The sequence below is a fragment of the Paenarthrobacter sp. AR 02 genome (genome assembly GCF_021538675.1).
GTDB lineage: Bacteria > Actinomycetota > Actinomycetes > Actinomycetales > Micrococcaceae > Arthrobacter.
Genome location: NZ_JAJUKH010000001.1, coordinates 555318 through 575628, shown reverse-complemented (window position 1 = coordinate 575628; position 20311 = coordinate 555318). Strand labels below are relative to the sequence as shown.

The 20311-nt window shown below is 62.3% G+C and carries 18 protein-coding genes and 1 tRNA gene; 10 read left to right on the top strand and 9 right to left on the bottom strand.

The genetic code is table 11. From position 1 onward, the window contains the following. Positions 1–21 precede the first annotated feature (21 nt). From LRQ04_RS02640 to LRQ04_RS02625, 4 genes are all read left to right on the top strand, one after another. Positions 22–1584, top strand: coding sequence for an NCS1 family nucleobase:cation symporter-1 (locus LRQ04_RS02640; protein WP_235517446.1), 1563 nt, complete (start codon positions 22–24; stop codon positions 1582–1584). Between the two features lie 113 nt (positions 1585–1697). Next, positions 1698–2471 carry an aspartate/glutamate racemase family protein gene (locus LRQ04_RS02635; protein ID WP_235517444.1) on the top strand — a complete coding sequence of 258 codons (774 nt, stop codon included), beginning with the start codon at positions 1698–1700 and terminating at the stop codon, positions 2469–2471. A 33-nt stretch (positions 2472–2504) separates the two neighbouring features. Next, a complete protein-coding gene (locus tag LRQ04_RS02630) occupies positions 2505–3272 on the top strand; it encodes an SDR family oxidoreductase (RefSeq protein WP_235517441.1) in 768 nt (255 codons plus the stop codon). A gap of 269 nt (positions 3273–3541) precedes the next feature. Beyond that, a complete protein-coding gene (locus LRQ04_RS02625; RefSeq protein ID WP_235517439.1) occupies positions 3542–5029 on the top strand; it encodes a cation:dicarboxylate symporter family transporter in 1488 nt (495 codons plus the stop codon). A 45-nt stretch (positions 5030–5074) separates the two neighbouring features. On the opposite strand, the gene LRQ04_RS02620 is transcribed toward LRQ04_RS02625, so the two are convergent. Further along, on the bottom strand, positions 5075–5479 hold the full coding sequence (locus tag LRQ04_RS02620; RefSeq protein WP_235517437.1) for a sterol carrier family protein: 405 nt from the start codon (positions 5477–5479) through the stop codon (positions 5075–5077). Between the two features lie 24 nt (positions 5480–5503). Then, positions 5504–6520, bottom strand: a complete 1017-nt coding sequence (locus tag LRQ04_RS02615) for an asparaginase (protein ID WP_235517436.1) — start codon at positions 6518–6520, stop codon at positions 5504–5506. 100 nt (positions 6521–6620) lie between these two features. Here LRQ04_RS02615 and purD point away from each other — a divergent pair, with 100 nt between their 5' ends. Together purD and LRQ04_RS02605 are read left to right on the top strand one after the other, a co-directional pair. Next, on the top strand, positions 6621–7931 hold the full coding sequence (gene purD, locus LRQ04_RS02610; protein WP_235517435.1) for a phosphoribosylamine--glycine ligase: 1311 nt from the start codon (positions 6621–6623) through the stop codon (positions 7929–7931). A gap of 3 nt (positions 7932–7934) precedes the next feature. Continuing rightward, positions 7935–8873 (top strand): phosphoribosylaminoimidazolesuccinocarboxamide synthase, encoded by a 939-nt coding sequence (locus LRQ04_RS02605; protein WP_235517434.1) that lies wholly within the window; start codon positions 7935–7937, stop codon positions 8871–8873. Between the two features lie 75 nt (positions 8874–8948). Here LRQ04_RS02605 and LRQ04_RS02600 read toward each other — a convergent pair whose 3' ends face one another. Then, entirely contained in the window at positions 8949–10223 is a 1275-nt protein-coding gene (locus LRQ04_RS02600; RefSeq protein WP_235517433.1) for a helix-turn-helix transcriptional regulator, read from the bottom strand. A gap of 126 nt (positions 10224–10349) precedes the next feature. Between LRQ04_RS02600 and LRQ04_RS02595 the strand changes: the two genes are divergently transcribed. Beyond that, positions 10350–10565 (top strand): hypothetical protein, encoded by a 216-nt coding sequence (locus LRQ04_RS02595; RefSeq protein ID WP_211710492.1) that lies wholly within the window; start codon positions 10350–10352, stop codon positions 10563–10565. A gap of 115 nt (positions 10566–10680) precedes the next feature. Here the strand turns inward: LRQ04_RS02595 and LRQ04_RS02590 are convergent. From LRQ04_RS02590 to LRQ04_RS02570, 6 genes are all read right to left on the bottom strand, one after another. Further along, positions 10681–10757 (bottom strand) — tRNA-Pro (locus tag LRQ04_RS02590). Positions 10758–10855: 98 nt separating this feature from the next. Then, positions 10856–12688 carry an ABC transporter ATP-binding protein gene (locus LRQ04_RS02585; protein WP_235517432.1) on the bottom strand — a complete coding sequence of 611 codons (1833 nt, stop codon included), beginning with the start codon at positions 12686–12688 and terminating at the stop codon, positions 10856–10858. Then, the gene (locus LRQ04_RS02580) at positions 12685–14484 is read right to left on the bottom strand and encodes an ABC transporter ATP-binding protein (RefSeq protein ID WP_235517431.1); all 1800 of its coding nucleotides are present in this window, start codon (positions 14482–14484) and stop codon (positions 12685–12687) included. The genes LRQ04_RS02585 and LRQ04_RS02580 overlap by 4 nt, the downstream gene beginning before the upstream one ends. Before the next feature lie 314 nt (positions 14485–14798). Then, positions 14799–15188: a DUF2690 domain-containing protein gene (locus LRQ04_RS20740; RefSeq protein WP_374198920.1), complete on the bottom strand. Its 390-nt coding sequence runs from the start codon at positions 15186–15188 to the stop codon at positions 14799–14801. 198 nt (positions 15189–15386) lie between these two features. Then, a complete protein-coding gene (locus LRQ04_RS02575) occupies positions 15387–16328 on the bottom strand; it encodes a metallophosphoesterase (RefSeq protein WP_235517430.1) in 942 nt (313 codons plus the stop codon). Between the two features lie 4 nt (positions 16329–16332). Beyond that, positions 16333–18651: a transglycosylase domain-containing protein gene (locus tag LRQ04_RS02570; protein ID WP_235517429.1), complete on the bottom strand. Its 2319-nt coding sequence runs from the start codon at positions 18649–18651 to the stop codon at positions 16333–16335. Here LRQ04_RS02570 and LRQ04_RS02565 point away from each other — a divergent pair. The 3 genes from LRQ04_RS02565 to LRQ04_RS02555 are packed head-to-tail and all read left to right on the top strand — an operon-like array spanning position 18650 to position 20273. Beyond that, entirely contained in the window at positions 18650–18805 is a 156-nt protein-coding gene (locus tag LRQ04_RS02565; RefSeq protein WP_011775990.1) for a DUF4177 domain-containing protein, read from the top strand. The genes LRQ04_RS02570 and LRQ04_RS02565 overlap by 2 nt on opposite strands. A gap of 2 nt (positions 18806–18807) precedes the next feature. Further along, positions 18808–19344, top strand: a complete 537-nt coding sequence (locus LRQ04_RS02560) for a RidA family protein (protein WP_235517428.1) — start codon at positions 18808–18810, stop codon at positions 19342–19344. A 17-nt stretch (positions 19345–19361) separates the two neighbouring features. Beyond that, positions 19362–20273, top strand: a complete 912-nt coding sequence (locus tag LRQ04_RS02555) for an NUDIX hydrolase (protein ID WP_235517427.1) — start codon at positions 19362–19364, stop codon at positions 20271–20273. Positions 20274–20311: the final 38 nt, after the last annotated feature.

Below are 20311 nucleotides of genomic sequence, written 5' to 3'. Positions count from 1 at the left end.
AGTACGAAGTGGAGATCCACGATGCAGACGACTTCATCAGTCGGCGTCACTGAGACTCCGGACGAACCGCAGGGTGGCCCCAACCATCGTGCAGTTGGCAATACAGAATTGTGTGCAATTGCGTCCGAAGCATCAGGCCGTACCATCAGCCCCAGCCTTTACAACATTGATCTCGCTCCCACCAAGGCCAAAGGCCGTAAGTGGACCAGTTACAGCATCTTCACCCTCTGGGCCAACGACGTCCACAGCCTGGGTAACTATGCTTTCGCCATTGGTCTTTTCTCGCTTGGACTCGGTGGCTGGCAGATCCTGGTGGCACTGGGAATCGGTGCCGTCCTCCTTTTTGCCCTCTTGAACTTCTCGGGGTTCATGGGCCAGAAGACCGGCGTCCCCTTCCCTGTCATGAGCCGCATCAGTTTCGGCATCCGGGGTGCACAGATTGCCAGCCTGATCCGCGGCGCCGTTGCCGTGGCGTGGTTCGGAATCCAGACCTACCTGGCATCCGTGGTCCTGCGCGTCATGCTCGTTGCCATGGCACCGGGCCTGAAGGACCTGGACAGCAACTCCATCCTGGGGCTTTCCACCTTGGGGTGGTTCTCCTTCGTCGCCCTGTGGATCGTCCAGCTGGTCATCGTGAGCTTCGGCATGGAAATGATCCGTAAGTACGAGGCGTTCGCTGGTCCCGTCATTCTGGTCACCATGGCCGCGATCGCCGTGTGGGTCTTCGTCGAGGCCGGCGGAGCCATCCAGTGGTCCGGAATCAAGGGGCTCGAAGGCGGCGAAATGTGGTTGACCATTTTCGCCGGCGGAGCCCTGTGGGTGTCGATTTACGGAACCTTCGTGCTGAACTTCTGCGACTTCACCCGTTCTTCCACCACCAGGAAGTCGATCGTCAAGGGCAACTTCTGGGGCATCCCCATCAACATGCTGGTCTTCGGCGCCATTGTGGTGGTCATGGCCGGCGGGCAGTACAAGATCAACGGCACGGTCATCGAAAGCCCGTCGGACATTGTCCAGAGCATCCCCAACACGCTCCTGCTGGTGTTGGCCTGCCTGGCCTTGCTCATCCTGACCGTGGCCGTGAACCTGATGGCCAACTTCGTGGCCCCGGTGTACGCGCTGACCAACCTCTTCCCGCGGCACCTGAACTTCCGTAAGGCAGCGTGGGTCAGCGGCACCATCGGCCTGGTCATCCTGCCCTGGAACCTTTACAACAACCCGATCGTGATCGTCTACTTCCTGGGCGGACTTGGCGCCTTGCTCGGCCCGCTGTTCGGAGTCATCATGGCCGACTACTGGCTGGTCCGCCGGGGCAAGGTCAACGTCCCCGAGCTGTACACCGATGATCCCAAGGGTGCCTACTTCTACAAGCGCGGCGTGAATCCCAGGGCCATCATCGCCCTGATTCCGGCCGCTGCCATCGCCGTTGCCATCGCATTCATCCCGGCGCTGGCACCTGCAGCACCGTTCGCGTGGTTCATCGGAGCAGGCGTCGGCGCCCTGACGTTCTTCGCCGTTGCTGACAGGAAGCAACTTCACGACGACGTGTCCGGTGAGCCGATCGCCGTCGCCAGCACCCACTAGCAAAATCGCCAGCACTCACTAGCAACCCAGCACCAAGGCCAAGCCCACCCTCGCCGACAACCGGACTTCGCTCCAGTTGCCCGGGGGTGGGTGTCGCCGTTGAGAGGATTTCCATGCGCATCCTTGTCGCAAACGTCAACACCACCCAGTCCATGACAGACTCCATCGCTGCCCAGGCGCGGGCAGCGGCTGCTCCGGGCACCGAGATCATCGGGATTACGCCCCGCTTCGGCGCCGATTCCTGTGAAGGCAATTTTGAGAGCTACCTTGCAGCAATCGCCGTCATGGATGCCGTGGTCAACTATCCTGAACCGTTCGACGCCGTCATCCAGGCCGGCTATGGCGAACACGGCCGCGAAGGCCTGCAGGAACTCCTGGACGTGCCCGTCGTCGACATCACCGAAGCCGCTGCCAGTACGGCGATGTTCCTCGGCCACAAATATTCGGTGGTCACCACCCTTGATCGCGCGGTGCCGCTGATCGAGGACCGCCTCAAGCTTGCCGGCCTGGATGCGCGCTGCGCTTCGGTCCGGGCCAGCGGCATGGCTGTGCTGGAACTCGAGGAGTACCCCGAGCGCGCCGTTGAAGCGATCGTTAGCCAGGCCGAAGAAGCCGTCCGCAACGACAAGGCCGAGGTCATCGTCCTTGGCTGCGGGGGTATGGCGGGGCTGGACGAGCAGATCCGGCAGCGCACCGGTGTTCCCGTCGTGGACGGTGTCGCTTCGGCCGTCACCATCGCGGAGTCACTGGTCCGCCTCGGCCTGTCCACATCCAAGGTGCGAACCTACGCCACGCCGCGCCCCAAGACTGTCATAGGCTGGCCGATAACTGCAGCCCAGCATTCGGCAGCCCAGCATTCAGCAGACCAGCAAGAAACCGCACGCTGACGCTGCCCACAGTATCTCCCGAAAGGCAACTACATGACTGACTCCAGCCTGCCCGCAGACTCAAGGGTCGCCGTCGTCACCGGGGCCGGTTCCGGTATTGGGCGTGCGGTCGCCCGTCTCATGCTCGCCGAAGGCTACCGGGTGGCGCTGGCCGGCCGTCGTGAAGCCCAGTTGATCGAAAGCGCGGGCGGCCACCCGGAGGCGCTGGCGGTTCCGTGCGACGTGACAGTGCCCGACGACGTCGCCCGCCTTTTCGCGGCGGTTCGCCAGCGCTGGGGCCGGGTTGATGTGCTGTTCAATAACGCAGGCATTTTTGGCCCTGCCGGCGACGTCGGCGAGATTGACGTGGACGAATGGGAAGCGACCCTGAGGGTCAATGTCACCGGTTCCATGCTGTGCGCGGCTGAAGCGGTACGCACCATGAAAGCCCAGGAACCGCAGGGCGGGCGGATCATCAACAACGGGTCCATCTCGGCCCATTCGCCCAGGCCGCGGTCCGTGGCGTACACGGTCACGAAGCACGCGATGACCGGCCTCACCAAGAGCATTGAGCTCGATGGGCGGGCTTTTGGCATTACGTGCGGTCAGATCGACATCGGCAATACCCGGACCGAGATCATGGACACGATTGGTGTCGGATCGGGAGCCCTGCAGGCCGACGGTAGCCGCAAGGTGGAGCCGATGTTCCCGGTGGACGACGCGGCCCGTGCCGTGCTGATGATGGCCAACATGCCGGCGTCGGCCAGTGTCGGATCACTGGTGGTCACCGCAGCCGGCATGCCGTTCGTGGGCCGCGGCTAGCGAGTTAGGAGCGCCCGCCGGGGGAGCGGATGTACCGGCCCCACCCACTTTGCTTTTGAATGCCCGGGACACGCCTGAGGAGGAGTGTGTCGCGGGCTTTTCTGCGCCCAAACAAGGTGGTGGAGGCCCGGATCCCGGAGCCTTCCAACCGAATGTGACTTCCATAATATGGAAACGCATTTTCCCCTTGCGGAATGATGTGACCCGGCTTACATTGAAAACATCCCCCCAAAACGAGGGGCTGTTCCCAAACTGATTGGTTCAGATCAATGAAGATCCCAGACTCCGCGGCGCTGAAGGCGAGTTCGGCCCCGCAGAAGAAAAAGCGGCTGTACCAGTCGCTCTTTTTTCAAATTCTGATCGCCGTCGTCGCAGGTGTGCTCATCGGTCATTTTTGGCCGACCATCGGGTCCGCCCTCCGGCCACTGGGTGATGGATTCATTCAACTCATCAAAATGATCATCGCCCCGCTGATCTTCCTCGTGATCGTCACGGGAATCTCGGCAGTGGGCGACGTCAAGGCGGTCGGAAGGGTTGGGGTCAAGGCGCTCCTGTACTTCACCGGCGCCACGCTTTTCGCCCTCGTTTTCGGGCTCATCGTAGGAAACATCGTCCAGCCGGGTGCCGGGCTGAATATCGATCCCTCAACGCTTTCCCAGGAAGCGCTCGACGCCAAGACCGGCCACGCGGTCCCCAAGGACGCGGCCGCCTTCATCCTTGACGTCATTCCTTCGAGCGTCATCGGCGCCTTCGCCAACAACAGCCTGCTCCAGGTGCTGTTCTTCTCCGTCTTCTTCGGCGCTGCAATCGTCGTCATCGGCCGGGAACGGTGCCTGCCGGTCATCAGCCTCATGGAGACGGTCCTGGAGCTGATCTTCAAGATCATGTCCTGGATCATGAGGGTGGCCCCGATCGGTGCCTTTGGTGCCATGGCCTTCATCATCGGCCAGTACGGTGTGGGGACTCTGGGAACGTACGCACTGTTGATCGCATCGTGCTACGGAGCGGCGATCATCTTCATCGGGTTGCTGTTCCTGGTGGCGTGGGGCTTCGCGCGGGTTCCGCTGTGGCAGTTCCTCAAGTACACCCGCGAAGAATTCCTGCTGGCACTTGGCACGGCATCCACTGAAGCCGTCATGCCGCGCATCATGACCAAGCTGACCAACGCCGGCTGCTCACGGGCAACCACCGGCCTGGTCGTTCCCACCGGATATTCGTTCAACCTCGACGGCGCCGCAATCTACCTTTCGATTTCGCTGCTGTTCCTGGCCCAGGCATTCGGCCATAACCTGGACCTCGGCCAGCAGTTGGCTGCCCTTGGCGTGCTGCTCCTTACCTCCAAGGGAATGGCAGGCGTCCCGGGCTCGTCGTTCCTGGCACTCTCGGCGACCGCTGCGGCCTTGGGCATCTTCCCGGTGGCCGGTGTCGCTCTTCTCCTTGGAGCGGACCGCCTCATGGACTCCATGCGCGTCGTCGTGAACCTCCTCGGCAACTGTGTGGCAACGTTCGTCGTCGCCAAATGGGAAGGCCAGTTCGACCGCAGCGTCATGGTCCGTGCGTTCAACGGTGAGATCACCAATGAGGACACCGCCATCATGCTCGGCAAGGAAGACGTCTTTGCGCAACAGGAACTGGAACGCATCAGCAGCGGCCAGAACCCGTCGCCGAAATTCCGCGGCGGCCCGACCTCCGATGAGATACCGCAATTCGAGATGAGCAAGCCGGGCAAATCACAGGACCCGATCTGCCCTGACTGACGTGAATGGTGATGCCCTCCGGAAAGCTCCGGGGGGCATCGCCGTTTAAAGGGGCAGCAAGCCGGACAGGTCGGCCCGCAAACCCGAGGCTGTCACTTTGTGCGACGATACGGCGTCCGCCCACGAGATCCGGCCCGTCACCAGCGAAAGCCAGGTGTCGGCGTCGCACTCAATGACGTTCGGGGGAGTACCGCGGGTGTGGCGGGGCCCTTCAACGCACTGGGTCACGCCAAACGGCGGCACCCGGACTTCCACCGAATTGCCGGGCGCGCGGGCGGTGACTTCCTCCAGCGAGTAGCGGACCGCCGTCGCAATCAACGGGCGCGACGGCGGCGTCCCGGCGTCGGCGGTTGTCCCACCGGCGGTTTCGGAACGTTCGACGGCGGTTTGCCAGGTTGCCAGGGCGGCGCGGCCGTCCTCGATGTTGACTCGGCGTCGTGCAACAGCCATGGGTATGTCCTTATCCTGTGCGGGTTAGTCGAGCAGTGCGGAGACGGCATGGCCCAGGCGGATCCTGCCTACCGCACGTCCGCCGCCGAGCACCGGCTCCACTACGCGTTCCAGGACGTTGGAAACCGCCGGGATGTCCACTGCTCCGCTGACGGCAAGCAGCGTCAGCCCCACCAGGGTGGTGGCACGGAGATTGCCGTCCAGAACCTTGACCGCCACGGTGGCGCCGGTGGGCGTTGCCAGGACAAGGACGCCCTCTGCGCCGATCTTTGCCAGGACTTCAAGTTCCTCCATGACCACCGTGTTGGACTCGCCTTTGCCTTGAACGGCCCAGGGGTAATCCAGCATGGACGTGGCGATGGTGGCTGCACGGGCGTTGGAAGAGGAGTCGCCGGGCGACTTTGCCAGCTTGGAGTAGGCGCGCGCAAGACCGGTGAGCGACAACGCTGCTACCGGCGCGCCGCACCCATCGATGCCCAGATGGGAGATCGTCTCTTCGCTGTATTCCTCAATGACGGAACGAACGCGCTGCTGGAGCGGGTGGTTCGGTTCGAGGTAGCTGCGGAGGTCCCAGCCGTTCTCGGTGCAAGCCCACAGGAAGGCTGCGTGCTTGCCGGAGCAATTGAAAGCGAGCTTGGATTGGCCCCGCTCGGAGCGTACCAGCCAGTTACGGGCCGTCTCATCCTGCGGCCACGCTGTGGGGCAGTGCAGGTTCTCCTCGCGGACTCCGGCGGCCTTGAGCATCCCTTCCACCACATCCATGTGTTCCAGGGACCCGGTGTGGCTACCGCACGCCACTGCCACCTGCGCGCCACGCAGCGGGACGCCGGACTGCATGGAAGCCAACGCCTGGAAAGGTTTGAGTGTGGAGCGGGCGAAGACGGGGGCATCGATGTCACCCAGCCGGGTCACCACGGAACCATCACCGGCGAGGACCACGGCAGCACCAACATGCCGGGACTCGATGAAGCCGCTGCGTTCGATCACTGCCAGTTCCACTGCGGAGTCTACGTTGAACGTTTCGTGCGAACTCATTGGCATGCAGTAAGTCTATGGGGCGCCGCGGTTACTGGGGTTCTCTCGTGGTCCGGTGCGTGACACAGCTTAGGATGCTCGCCCTTCACAAAGTACCCTTGAAGCCGTGAAGGTACTCGTCATTGGCCCAGGCGGCCGCGAACACGCCATTGTCCGCTCTCTGCTTGAAGACCCGAACGTTTCGGAGGTCCACGCGGCCCCGGGCAACGCGGGCATCAGCAAACTCGTTCCCACGCACGCGATTGACGGGAACAACCCGGAAGCCGTGTCCGCCCTCGCCACCAAGCTGGGCGTGGACCTGGTGGTCGTTGGCCCCGAGGCGCCCCTGGCTGCCGGTGTTTCCGACGCCGTCCGTGAGGCCGGCATTCCGGTGTTCGGTCCCAGCAAGGAAGCGGCCCAGCTGGAGGCCTCCAAGGCTTTCGCCAAGCAGATCATGGCCGAAGCCAACGTCCCCACGGCCATGGCCCGCGTTGCCACCAACGCAGAGGAAGCCGCTGACGCCCTGGACACTTTCGGTGCCCCGCATGTGGTCAAGGACGACGGTCTGGCTGCCGGCAAGGGTGTGGTTGTCACCAACGACCGCGACGAAGCACTGGCACACGCCCAGGCCTGCTTCGACGCCGGTGGAACCGTGGTCATCGAGGAATTCCTTGACGGCCCCGAAGTTTCCCTGTTCGTGCTGTGCGACGGCCGCACCACCGTTCCGTTGTCCCCGGCGCAGGACTTCAAGCGCATCTTCGACAACGACGAGGGTCCCAACACCGGTGGCATGGGTGCGTACACCCCGCTTGAGTGGGCTCCCGAGGGCCTGGTCCAGGAAGTCATCGACCGCGTGGCGCAGCCCACCGTGGACGAGATGGCCCGCCGCGGCACGCCCTTCATCGGCGTGTTGTACTGCGGTCTGGCCCTGACCTCCCGTGGCACCCGCGTCATCGAATTCAACGTCCGCTTCGGCGACCCCGAAACCCAGGCAGTCCTGGCCCGCCTCAAGACCCCGCTCGGTGCGCTGCTGCTGGCAGCTGCCAAGGGCGAACTGGACACCGCCGAAGAGCTGCGCTGGTCCAAGGACACGGCAGTCGCCGTCGTCGTTGCTGCCGAAAACTATCCGGACGCGCCCCGCACAGGCGACCGGATCCGTGGCCTGAAAAAGGTTGACGAACTGGACGGCGTCCACGTGGTCCACGCCGGCACCAAACTGGATGATGAGGGCAAGGTGGTTTCCGCCGGCGGCCGTGTCCTGGCCGTTGTTGCGCTCGGTTCCGATCTGGTGGAAGCCCGCGAAAAAGCGTACGACGGCGTGGAGCTGGTTCAGCTTGAAGGCTCGCAGTTCCGCACGGACATCGCAGGCAAAGCCGCCCGCGGCGAAATCCGGGTTCCCTACGCGGGCACCGGAACCATCCCGAAAGTGAAGGCCTGACCCATGACTGATTCCCTTCCCACGGGCGGCCTGGAAACCGAAACCCTGCAGCTTCCCGGTTGGACGCACGTCTACTCCGGCAAGGTTCGTGACCTCTATGTCCCGGCCGATGAGTCCATCACCGAAAAAGTAGGCCAGGAATGCGTGCTGGTGGTCGCCAGTGACCGCATCAGCGCTTACGACCACGTCCTGAGCAGCGAAATTCCGGACAAGGGCCGGGTCCTGACCCAGCTGAGCCTGTGGTGGTTCGACCAGCTGGAGGTTGAGCACCACGTCCTCGCTTCGACCGTTGAGGGTGGCGTCCCGGCCGAGGTTGAGGGCCGTGCCATGATCTGCAAGAAGCTGGACATGTTCCCGGTGGAGTGCATCGCCCGCGGCTACCTCACCGGCTCCGGCCTGGCTGAGTACAAGAAATCCGGGACAGTCTGTGAGATCCCGCTGCCGGACGGCCTGGTTGACGGTTCGCGTTTGGAGAAGGCACTTTTCACCCCCTCTGCTAAGGCTGAGGTTGGCGAGCACGACGAGAACATCACCTACGACGACGTCGTGGCCATGGTGGGTGACGACATCGCCGCCCGCCTGAGCGAACTCACGTTGAAGATCTACACCCGTGCCGAGGAGATCGCACGCGAACGCGGCATTATCCTTGCCGATACCAAGGTGGAGTTCGGGATCGACGCAGCCACTGGCATCATCACGCTGGGCGACGAGGTCCTCACCCCGGATTCTTCGCGTTTCTGGGATGCAGCAACGTACGCGCCGGGCCAGTCCCAGCCGTCGTACGACAAGCAATACGTCCGCGACTGGTTGACCTCGGCGGAATCGGGCTGGGACAAGTCCTCGGACACCCCGCCGCCGGCTCTTCCCGCCGATGTTGTTGAGCGCACCCGCGCCCGCTACGTCGAAGCCTACGAAAAGCTCACGGGCCGCACCTTCGCGTAAGCCCGTCCAACTGAGTCGCAGTAAGGCTCGTTTTGACCCCTCAAAGCGCGCTTTACTGCGACCTGTTTGGGTTAATCAGGCCTGCGAGGGCTCCGGGTGCGTTGCGGCGGCGCGTCGCTCGGCCAGCCGGATCTCCAGGACCGCGTCCATGGCTTGCTGAACCCGGTCAGAGGCTCCCGCCGCACTGAAGTCGTGTTGGGCTTCTTCCAGGTAATGCAGTGCCTCGGTGGTTTCGCCGGCCGCTTTCAAGGACTTGCCAAGCAGCAGCGAGACCTCGCCTGCAGTATGCCGGGCCAAAACCTTGCGGTCGGCATAGATTTCGCGGAGTTTCTCTACGGCCGCAAGGATGTCGCCGGTCAGATAGAGCCAGCGGGCGCGGATGAACGCGACCTCCAGCTGATCCGTCTTGTTGCCGCCCACGATCGACAGGGCCAATTCCGCACGCTCAATGGCGGACAGTGTTTCCGGCTCCACAATCCCGGAGGACAACCGCACAGCAGCGGAAGCCTTATTGAACCGGGCCCACAGCTCGATGTCGTTGGCGGGGGAGAGGAGCTTGGCCGCACGTTCGTGGTGCTTGATGCCTTCCACGTAGTCGTGGCGCATGAACGCTACGTTGCCCACGACCCACGCGACCTCGCCGGCCAGCTGCGACATGGAGTGCTCGTCCATGTGATCGATCATGGCCAGGCAGTACGTCCATGCCTCGTCCAGCTTGCCGCTCTCTGCGAGGGCACCGATCAGCGCGCGGTGCGCGCCGATAATCAGCGTTGAGCCCTTGGGCAGCTGCTCACACAGCTTGACTGCTTGCTTTGCGTGCTCGACGGCGGTGGCCAGCTGACCTTGTCCGTGGCACACAGCGGCAAGCATCTGCCAGGCCCGTACTCCGAGACCTGCAGATTCGGTGGCCATGGGATGTTCCAGGAGGTGCTCAACAATCTGCTGGCATTCCTTCAGCTGGCCTTGCTTCATCACGCACTCGGCCTGCATGTAGGTCATGTTCCACCAAGCACTGTTGTTCTTGGCTTCAAGGGCGATCTGCGCTGCGGTTGCGGCGTGGCTGGCTGCGAGTTGGTAATCGCGAAGGTCCCAGGCTTGCCTGGCGTAGAGGCCGGCGAGGACGTACTCGGCGTCGCTGACGGAAACAGGTTGGCTCCACGCTTCCAAGGCCTTGGGGGCGAGCTCCAACCGCCGTGCCAGCTCTTCGATGACCTCGGCGGTGGGTTCCCTCCGTCCCGTCTCCAGCAGCGAAATGTAGCTGGGCGAATACAGGTTTTTGCCGAGCTCGGCCTGCGTTAACCCACGTTCGAGCCGTTCGGCACGTAGCTTCTCGCCGAATCCGTTTCCCACGGGTCCCCTCCTACAGGTGTCTTTTGACCAAAACCTTGACAGTCTCTGTGGAAAACATTTTACAATGTATGTCAACAGGGACCACGCAATTTCCGTAACGAATCCGACTCGCATTGGGGAAATACCATGTTCAAGAAAATCATCGCTTCAGCGGCTTTGGCAGGCGCGCTGTCGCTGGCAGTCGCGGCTCCCGCAGTCGTCTCCGCCGCTTCGGCAGGAGACTCCAGCACGGTCAGCGCAATCGGCAACTGGCCTGATCCCATGCGCGTGGCGGCGCCAACCAAGTCAGCGGACACCACGTACACGCCGATGTCCATTGGCAACTGGCCGGATCCTATGTAAATCCAGTGTAGAGAAGAAACCCCCGGGGCGTGACGAGCCAGGCCCCGGGGGTTTCCTTTTGCCCTCATTTGAGCAAACAAAAATGGCGCCGATTTCTCGGCGCCATTTTCGTGTTTGGTCGGGATGACAGGATTTGAACCTGCGACCTCTTCGTCCCGAACGAAGCGCGCTACCAAGCTGCGCTACATCCCGATCCGCTGCGAAAGCAACTGTTCAAGGATAGCTGAATAGCCCCGTGATGCGAAATCGAGGGCTGGGTGTCCATCGTCACGGCCGCAACGCAACGCAAGCTACACCAGGGAGTCCCGCCATGCCCCATGCAACTGGGCGAACCGCCCGCCTCCGCTGATCAGTTCTGCGGGGGTTCCGTCCTCCACAATGCGGCCGTCGTGCACCACCAGTACCCTGTCAGCGGTCTCCACCGTGGACAACCGGTGGGCGATGATGATGGCAGTCCGCGCCGACTGCCCACCCACTACGCCTTCGAGCAAGTTAGCGAGCCCCTGCTGGACCATGCGTTCCGAGGGGATGTCCAGCGAAGACGTTGCCTCATCCAGTATCAGCACGGCGGGAGCAGCCAGGAAGGCACGGGCAAAGCCGATGAGTTGGCGTTGCCCTGAGGACACGCGTCCGCCACGCTTGTTGACGTCGGTGTCGTAGCCGTCCGGGAGGCTCATGATGAATTCGTGGGCCCCCACCGCTGCGGCCGCGGCTTCGATCTCAGCACGGGATGCTTCGGGCCGGCCCAAAGCGATGTTGTCGGCCACCGATCCACTGAACAGGAACGCCTCCTGGGTGACCATCACGACGGCGCGGCGGAGATCGGTGGTGGCGAGGTCCCGCAGGTCGACACCATCCAGAGTGATCGCTCCCGAGGTGACGTCGTAGAAGCGCGCCACGAGCTTGGCCAAGGTGGACTTTCCGGCGCCGGTCTGGCCCACCAGGGCCACGGTCTGTCCGGCGGGGATGTGCAGGTCCAGGCGCGGGACAACAAGGCTGCCGTCGTTGTAGCCGAACTCCACCGCGTTGAAGGAGATCTCGCCGCGCGGGTTCTTCAACGGCACCGGGTTCTTCGGCGGCCGGACGGTTGGAACTTCTTCCAGCAGGCCGGACACCTTTTCCAACGCCGCCTGGGCACTCTGGAACGAGTTGTAGAACATGGCCATCTGGTCCACCGGCTGGAAGAAGCGCTTGGTGGACAGGATCAAGGCCAGCAGGACGCCGACTGCAAGGTCACCGCTCAGCACCCTGAAGCCCCCGAAGAGCAGGACGACGGCGACACAGACGTTGCCGATCAACACCAGGCCGGGCTGGAAAATGCCATTGAGGTTGATGGACCGGACGGTGTTCTTGCGGTAATCCTCAGCCAACTGCCCGTACTGGGCGGCATTCTCGCGCTCTTTGCGGAAGGCCTTTACGGCGCGGATGCCGGTCATGGTTTCCACGAAATGCACAATCAACCGTGCTGAAACCACGCGTGACTCCCGGAAAGCTATCTGTGAATGCTTCTGGTACCAGCGCGCAAGGAAGAACATGGGAACACCGGCTGCGAGCATGATCAGGCCACTGCGCCAGTCCAGGGCAAACACGGTGACGGCCGTGAAGACCATGAACAGCATGCCGGAGGCGAGGGAGCTGACACCGGAGTCCAACAGTTCCCGCAGCGCCTCCAAGTCGGAGGTCTGCCGGGCGATGATGCGGCCTGAGGTGTACTTCTCGTGGAATTCCAAGCTCAACCGCTGGGTGTGCCGGAACACTCGAAGCCGAAGATCGAGGAGCATCGCCTGGCTCAGCCTGGCAGTGGACGTGACATACAGTGCCGTCATCCCAGCTGTCGCAATGGCCGCTGCCAAATACAGCGAACCGGCCAGAACCAGTGGGCCGTTGTCGCCGGACTGCAATGCCGGCAGCGCATGGTCAATCCCGAAAGCGATCAGCGCAGGCCCGGCCACGCGGGTGAGTTGCGAGACCACCACCATCACGATCGTCATCCAGAAACGCAACCGTACCGGGCGGATCAGCGAGGCAAGCAAGGCGAGGGACCGGCGTCGTACGGCTTTGCTGTCCGCTTTGGTGAGGTGCGTGTTGTCCTCGTTGGCGGTTCCAAATGTTGTGGCGCTCACCGGCGGGCCTCCTCAGCTTCTTCGAGCTCGTCCAGTTCGCTGTCCAGATCCTTTGGGCCGGCGTCAAGGCTGGCGATGACGTAGCGGTAATGGTCGTTTTCGGCCAACAGTTCCGTGTGGGTTCCGACGGCGGTAATGGTTCCGTTTTCGAGCAAGGCGACCCGGTCAGCCAGGGCCACGGTGGAAGGCCGGTGCGCCACGATGAGCGTTGTGGTGTCGCGGAGGACCTCGCGCAAACGGGCTTCCACGCGTTCCTCGGTATTCACGTCGAGCGCGGAAAGGGGGTCATCCAGGACCAACACTTTGGGTTTTGCGGCGATGGCCCGGGCCAAGGCGATGCGCTGGCGCTGGCCGCCTGACAGGCTGAGCCCTTCCTCGCCGATCAGCGTGTCCACACCGTCCGGCAATGAGTACGCGAACTGTGCCTGGGCAACGTCCAGGGCTTCATCCAGCGCGGCATTACTGGGATCCGGAGCGCCAAGAAGCACGTTGTCCCGTACGGAGCTCGAAAACAACGTGGTGTCCTCGAAAGCCACGGCCACTATCCTGCGGAGCTCGTCAATGTCGTAGTCCCGTACATCCACGCCGTCGATGGTCACGGCGCCCTCGGTCACGTCGTACAGGCGGGGGACCAGCTGGAGCAGCGCACTCTTTCCGCTGCCGGTGATCCCCACCAGGGCCATGGTCTCACCCGGGCGGATATCAAGGGTGACATCGTGCAGGAGGTTGCCGCCGTCGTCGAACCCGAAACCCGCTTGCTCAAACCGCAGGGCGCCCTTGACGGCTTCCGGCACCACGGCTTTGTCCGGAGAGGTGATGGTGTTTTCGGTATCCATGACCTCAAAATGGCGATCCAGCGCAGTCTTGGCGGTCAATGCCATGGCCAGCAGCATCCCGGAGAATTCCACCGGCGTTGCCACCACGGCTGCGGTTGCGAAGAACGCCACCAGCGAGCCAATGCTCAGCTGCCCGCTGGCCGCCAGCATGACCCCGACCACCAGCCCGACGCCCAGCGCAAGCTCCGGCAGCAACGTAACCACCAGCGTGAAGCCCGCTTGTTGCTTGGCCTTTGCGATCTCGGTCTGGCGCAGTTCCTCGGCTTGGCCGTTGAAGTTCTCCAGCGCTTCCCGGCTGCGGCCGAACGCTTTAAGCACTCGGATGCCGTGCACGGATTCTTCAACGGTGGTGGCGAGGTCGCCTGCCTGGTCCTGGCTGAGGCGCGCCACCAGGCTGAAGCGGCGGCGGAAGCGGAAGGAATTGATCATGATCGGCACAGCAGCGGCGAGGAAGATCAGTGCGAGCTGCCAGCTCATTGAGAACATGACGCCGACGCCGATAATCACCGTCAATGTCGTGACCACCAGCATGATCGCACCAAACGCCATCCAGCGGCGAAGGAAACTGAGATCCGTCATGGCCCGCGAAAGGAGCTGGCCCGAACCCCAGCGATCGTGGAATGCGACGGTGAGCTCCTGGAGGTGCCCGTACAGCGTTACGCGCATCCTGGTCTCAACGGTGGTGGCCGGGTTGATGACGAACTGGCGGCGCAGCGCCACCAGCCCGGCTTCGGCAATACCCAAGCCAAGGATCACGACGGCGGCAATCCAGACCGCGTCCGCGGAACCGCCGGGTTGCAGGGAGTTGTTGACGAGTACCCGCAGCACTTGCGGGATGGTCAAGGCGACAATGCTCGCGAGCAGGGCGCAGATGAGGCCCATAAGTAGTCGGGGGATGATTGGCCGCACATGGGGATACAGGCGGCCGACGGAGGTGAAAAATGACGTTTGCTTGGACATGCCCGCTTCTCGACAGCTGGATCTTCAGATGGTGCGGAGGTAGTTTCCCGTAGCAACTACCCTATGCCATGCCGTGATTCGTTTCACAGAAGCGCGGGGGTCTGGTGAAATGTTTGACCCAGTTATTGAGGATCGTGATGCGGATTCATGACTTTAAGGACAGCGAGGCTATGCCGCCCCGGGCTCAGCTGGATACCGGATACACACCTCGTCGCGGTCTTGTTAAAAGCAAGGAGCCGCAGTCGACCGCCTTGGTTTCAGTGACTACGGTTCCTTAAGAGCTCCGTTGGAAAAGGGAGTAACTATTCAGCTTCCTAGCAAAGACGCATCCAATCTACGCCTTCGAGATTCAATGTTGCCTCATCGCGAACATCCCAGTGGACGTCTATGCACGACCCGCCAGGGGAGTACGTTTGGAGGCTATATCCGGATCCAGTTCCGAGGAATGCGAGTCCAACAGTAGGAACGGGGCCGTAGCCTACATTGTTGATGAAGGCATGGTAGCGGTTGCCAGGTACGTTGCCGTAGAGGTTTAGCCAGTTAGTTTGACACGTGGGTGAATACAGGACATCCACTCTGCCTTGAACTTGATTGTAGGTAGTATTCACAACGTTTCTGGATGCGATGATGTACGACCCCGCAGCGCAACCGGTGCTTATAGGATCGGTGTTGTCATGCGCGGGGCTCGCATTGGCGGCCGGCACTGAAAACAAACTAAGGCCCAAGACGGCTGCGAACGAGGCAGCGACGGCCGCGACTTTTTTAAACAACTGGATCCCCCAATGAATGATCGAACTGTTCGAGGCTACGAAGCACAAACCCAAAATGTCACGTTTTGTGCATTGTTAGCATAATGCTGACACCGTAACACATGATGCGAGTTGATCCCCTAACGCTCTTGACTACGCCGTGAGGGTCAGCAGGACAGCTTCCGGGCGGCACGCGATGCGGACCGGTGAGAAGCGTGAGGTGCCGATGCCGCCCGAGACGTTCACCGGCGTCGTGAATCCGTTGCTTTCCCAGTCGTGAAGGCCCTTGGCCCGCCAGGTTGGCAGATCGCAATTGGAGACCAAAGCGCCGTAGCCGGGGATGCAGATCTGTCCGCCGTGGGTGTGGCCGGCGATGATGAGGTCTGCCTGGGCCTGGGTGAAGTGGTCGAGCACGCGCTGATACGGGGCATGGACGACGGCGACCTTCAGGTGCGGGCGGGCGTCCTGGTTGACGGTGCCGCGCGGCCAGCCCGCGTAGCGTTCGCGCTTCAGATGGGGATCATCGACACCGGAAAAATCGAAACGCAGGCCATTCAGCACAACAGACTGTGCACGGTTGGTGAGGTCGATCCAGCCACTCATGCCAAACGCGGACCGGAGCTTGGGCCAATCCAGTTTTTTTGGCTCATTCTTCGGCTTGGAAGGACCGCGGAAGTAGCCGGCAGGGTTCTTGATCCTCGGCGCGTAGTAGTCATTGGATCCCGGAACGAAGACGCCCGGGAACTCCAACAAGGGCCTCAGTGCCTGGACCAGGGGATCGATCGCCTTGGTGTGGCTCAGGTTGTCGCCCGTGTTCACCACAAGGTCCGGCTTGAGTTCGGCGAGGGACTTCAGCCATTCGGCCTTTTTCTCCTGGCCGGGGACAAAGTGGATGTCGCTTACATGCAGGACCCTGACCGGGCCGAAGCCCTCGGGGAGGATGGGAAGGACCTCGCGGCGAACCTCGAATTGGTCCTTCTCCCACCAGCCGTAAGCCGCGGCAGCCGCGCCTGCAGTTGCGCCGATTGCTGTGGTGACGGCGAAACCGCGCCCGACACTGCGGACGCGGTTTGCCAGTGAATCTCCGAACGACACCTGGTCAGTCCTTGCCCGGACCGTTGTTGTTGCCGTTGCCGTTGCCGTTGCCGTTGTTTCCGTTGTTAGGCGTGGTCGGGGTAGGCGCAGCATTCCGCTGAGGCGCTGCACCACCCAAAAGGTTGCTCGGCGGTTGCTGGAACGGGTTGGTCCCGTAGGCCGGAGCCACGGACAACATGTAGTTGGTGAACTGCGGACCAGCAATCATGTAACCGTCGATGGATGGGTAGAACTTACCGTTCACCGTAATGTTGCGGCCAGGACGGAGCTGGTTATCCAGCGGATCGCCGAACCAGGAAGCGGTTGCAAGGCCGGTGGTGTAGCCGACAACCCACGTGGAACCATTCGAGTCGTTGGTACCGGTCTTGGCAGCAACGGGGAAATTGCTCGAGTTGAGGGCTGGCCGGATGAGCGAGCCAGAACCTTCATCCAGGACCTTGCCCATTGCGTAAGCCACGCCGCGGGCAACCTCGGGCTTGACGGCGTCCTTGCAGTTCGATGACTGGGCAGGCAGGTCAGCACCCGATTGATCCTTCACCGACGTGATGGCGATCGGCTCGCAGTACTTGCCGTCAGCGGCGAAGGTCGCGAACGCAGCAGCCATGGTCAAGGGAGCTGTTTGAGTTGCGCCGATCAGGTTAGACAACCGCGTCATCTGAACCTGCGGGTTAGGATCGGTGATTTTGCCAGTGTCATCCCGCGCGGGAAGGCCGCCGTGGATTCCGGTGGCATCAACAATTCCCTGAATGCCGCAGAGGTCAACTTGCGCTGCGGAAGCGAACGTTGCGGTATTGATCGAGTTTTTGAGGCCCCAGAGCACAGTCATCGTGCGGTAGTAGTCGGGTTCCGAGTTTTGCAAGTCGAAGCTGCCCGGCACTGTAGCGTCGTAGAAACCATCGGTGGGCGTTGGACAGGTGTTTCTCCACGGGAAGTTCTGTGGATACTTCCTAACCGCCGCATTGACGTTCTGGTTCATCGACTTGCCCTCGTTCAGCCATTCAGCGAACGTGAAGGGCTTCATTGTGGAACCAGGCTGGAAGCCGCCGATGCCGTTGAGGTCGTTGCCGTTGGCGTCCAAAACATCAACGTTGAAGTTCTGGGTCTGATCAAACTTGCCCTCCTGGGGCAGCCACACGGTGTTCTGGGCCATGCTGACAATCTGGCCGGTGCCCGGCTGGACGGAGGTGATGGAAGCGCCCCACTTGTCCGGGTTCGCACCTGCCGTACCATCAACCTGCTGCTGGGCCACTGCCTGTGCCGTGGGATCCAGTGTGGTCTTGATGGTGAGGCCACCGCGCTGGACGCGCTTGATGCGCTCTTCCTGGGTGTCGCCGTAGGCCGGGTTGTTGAAGAGAAGGTGCAGCACGTAGTCGCAGAAGTACGGGGCCATGGTGGCGTAAGCGCAACCCTGGCGGGCCGGCGTGACCTTGGTGGTCACCGGGGTGGCGACAGCTGCGTCGTATTCGGCCTTGGTGATCTTGTTCTGGTTGACCATCGCGGCAAGAACCAGGTCACGGCGGACCTTGGCGTTGTCCGGGTTGGTGATCGGGTCGAAAGCGGACGGGCTGTTGACCAAGCCCGCCAGCAGTGCAGCCTGGGGGAGGGTAAGGTCCTTGGCCGAGGTGCTGAAGAAGAACTTTGCCGCAGCCTCGATGCCGTACGCGTCGCGGTTGAAGAACACGATGTTGAGGTAGCCCTCAAGGATCTGTTCCTTGGAGAACTTCTTCTCCAGTGCGATGGCGAGCTTCATTTCGCGAAGCTTGTCGCCCACGCCCTTGTTAACACCGTTGAGCTTGACGTCGGAGTCATTGCCCGATGCCACCAGTGACTCGTTGATGACGTTGTTCACATACTGCTGCGTGATGGTGGACGCACCCTGCTTGTTGCCGCGCGCGGTGCTGACGATGGCTCGCAGGATGCCGGTGGTGTCGATGCCGCCGTGCTCGTAGAAGCGGCTGTCCTCGATAGCGATGACAGCGTCTTTGATATACGGGCTCATCTGGTCCAGCGGAACCTTGGTCCGGTTCTCTGCGTAGATCGAAGCGATCGGCGAACCGTCTTTCGCCAGGATCGTCGTGTTCTGGCTGGGCGGATCCACCTGGAGTTCCGCCGGCAGAGTGTCAAAGAACTGGATTGAACCGCTTGCGGCACTGCCTGAGACGGCCGCGGCGGGGACCAAAAGGCCCGCTACCAGGACGCCACAAATCGCACTCACGCCAAGGAAACCTAGAATCTTTCCGAGGGTGGTGGCAGTGTCGAATAGTGGGTTCTTGCGAGTCACCATGTTTTCCACTTTACCGGCAAGGGCTAGGCTTTCTGTCATGACCAAATGGGAGTACGCCACGATTCCGCTCATTATCCACGCCACGAAGCAGATCCTGGACCAGTGGGGCGAGGACGGCTGGGAGCTTGTTCAGGTCGTCGGTGGACCCGATGGCAAAGGCCTTGTTGCATACCTGAAGAGGGAGAAGCAGTAACTATGACCACCCCCGCAGAAACCACGTCTGCCGCGGAATCCGGCACCCCCACGTCTGCTGTTGAGCAGAGGCTCGCCGAACTCGGTTTGACCCTCCCCGAGGTCGCCGCCCCCGTGGCCGACTACGTACCCGCCGTCGTCTCCGGCAACTACGTTTACACGTCCGGACAGCTGCCCTTTATTAACGGCAAACTCGAAGCTACCGGCAAGGTCTCGCTCGGCGAGTTGGGCACCTCTGACGAGCCCACCGTCAGTCCCGAGGACGCAAAGCGCTACGCCGCAGTATGCGCGATCAACGCCCTCGCCGCCGTCAAGAGCGTCATCGGCGACCTCGACCGCATCACCCGCATCGTCAAGGTTGTCGGATTTGTATCCTCCGACCCCACGTTCACCGGCCAGCCCGGTGTGATCAACGGCGCGTCCGAGCTCCTCGGCCAGGTCCTTGGCGAGGCCGGCAAGCACGCACGCTCCGCCGTCGGCGTTTCCGTACTGCCGCTCGACTCTCCTGTTGAGGTCGAGATCATTGCTGAATTCAGCTAAGGAACCGGTTCACCCAATTGCCGCAGCTTGCACGCCGCCTGTTCGTTTTGCCCCCCGAGCTCGAAGGGGCAGCACGAAACTGGCTTGACCTCGGCGAGCGGACCCCCAGGGCCGCCCGCTACGCCTCATCTGTTGTCCTTTTGCGGGACTCGCCTACGGGTCTGGAGACCTGGCTTGGTTACAGGCCGGGCTCTTCGCCCTTGGGGCTAGTCGCTTTCCCCGGCGGTTCACTGGAACCGTCCGACGACGACCCCGTCGGCTGGGTGGGTCCCTCACCGCAGCATTGGGCTGAGCAGATGGGAACGGACGACGTCGGACTCGCCCGCCGCCACGTGGTGGGCGCCATCCGGGAACTCTTCGAAGAGACCGGCGTGCTGCTCGCGGGGCCGGACGCATCGTCCACGGTTGAGTCGAACTCCACGGTGGACTGGATGCGGGCCAGGGAAGCAGTAGCGGCGCAAGAGAAGTCCTTCACCGAGATGCTGTCCAAGCGTGGCCTCTCGCTGCGGACCGATCTGTTGAAGCCACTGGTCAACTGGCTCAGCCCGGATTTCGCGCACACCCGCTTCAACACGCGGTACTTCGCCGCGACAGTGCCAGTGAATCAGCAGCCTTCGATCCTGGGCAGCAAGGGAGTCTGGGGACGTTGGGTTTGCGCGGCAGAGGCTATCTCCCTGCGGGAGACTCCTGCGCTCGGCGACGAAGTCGGGCAGCCGAACACCGTTGGCCTCACACTGGGTCAGCTCCTGGTTCCCGGCTCTGAGATCATGCTCGAGAAAATGGCCGCCGCCAACGGCTGCATCGCGTACCTGAGCTACAAGCGCAAAGCCCACGTGTACCAGGCAAAGCTGGTGGACGAAGGCGGCATCCTGATGCTCGAGGTCGAAGCCGCCCGCACCATAGCCGGCGAACCCCAGCGCGAACGCTGACCAACGCTCACTCACGTTCCGCCTGCTTGAGCCGAACG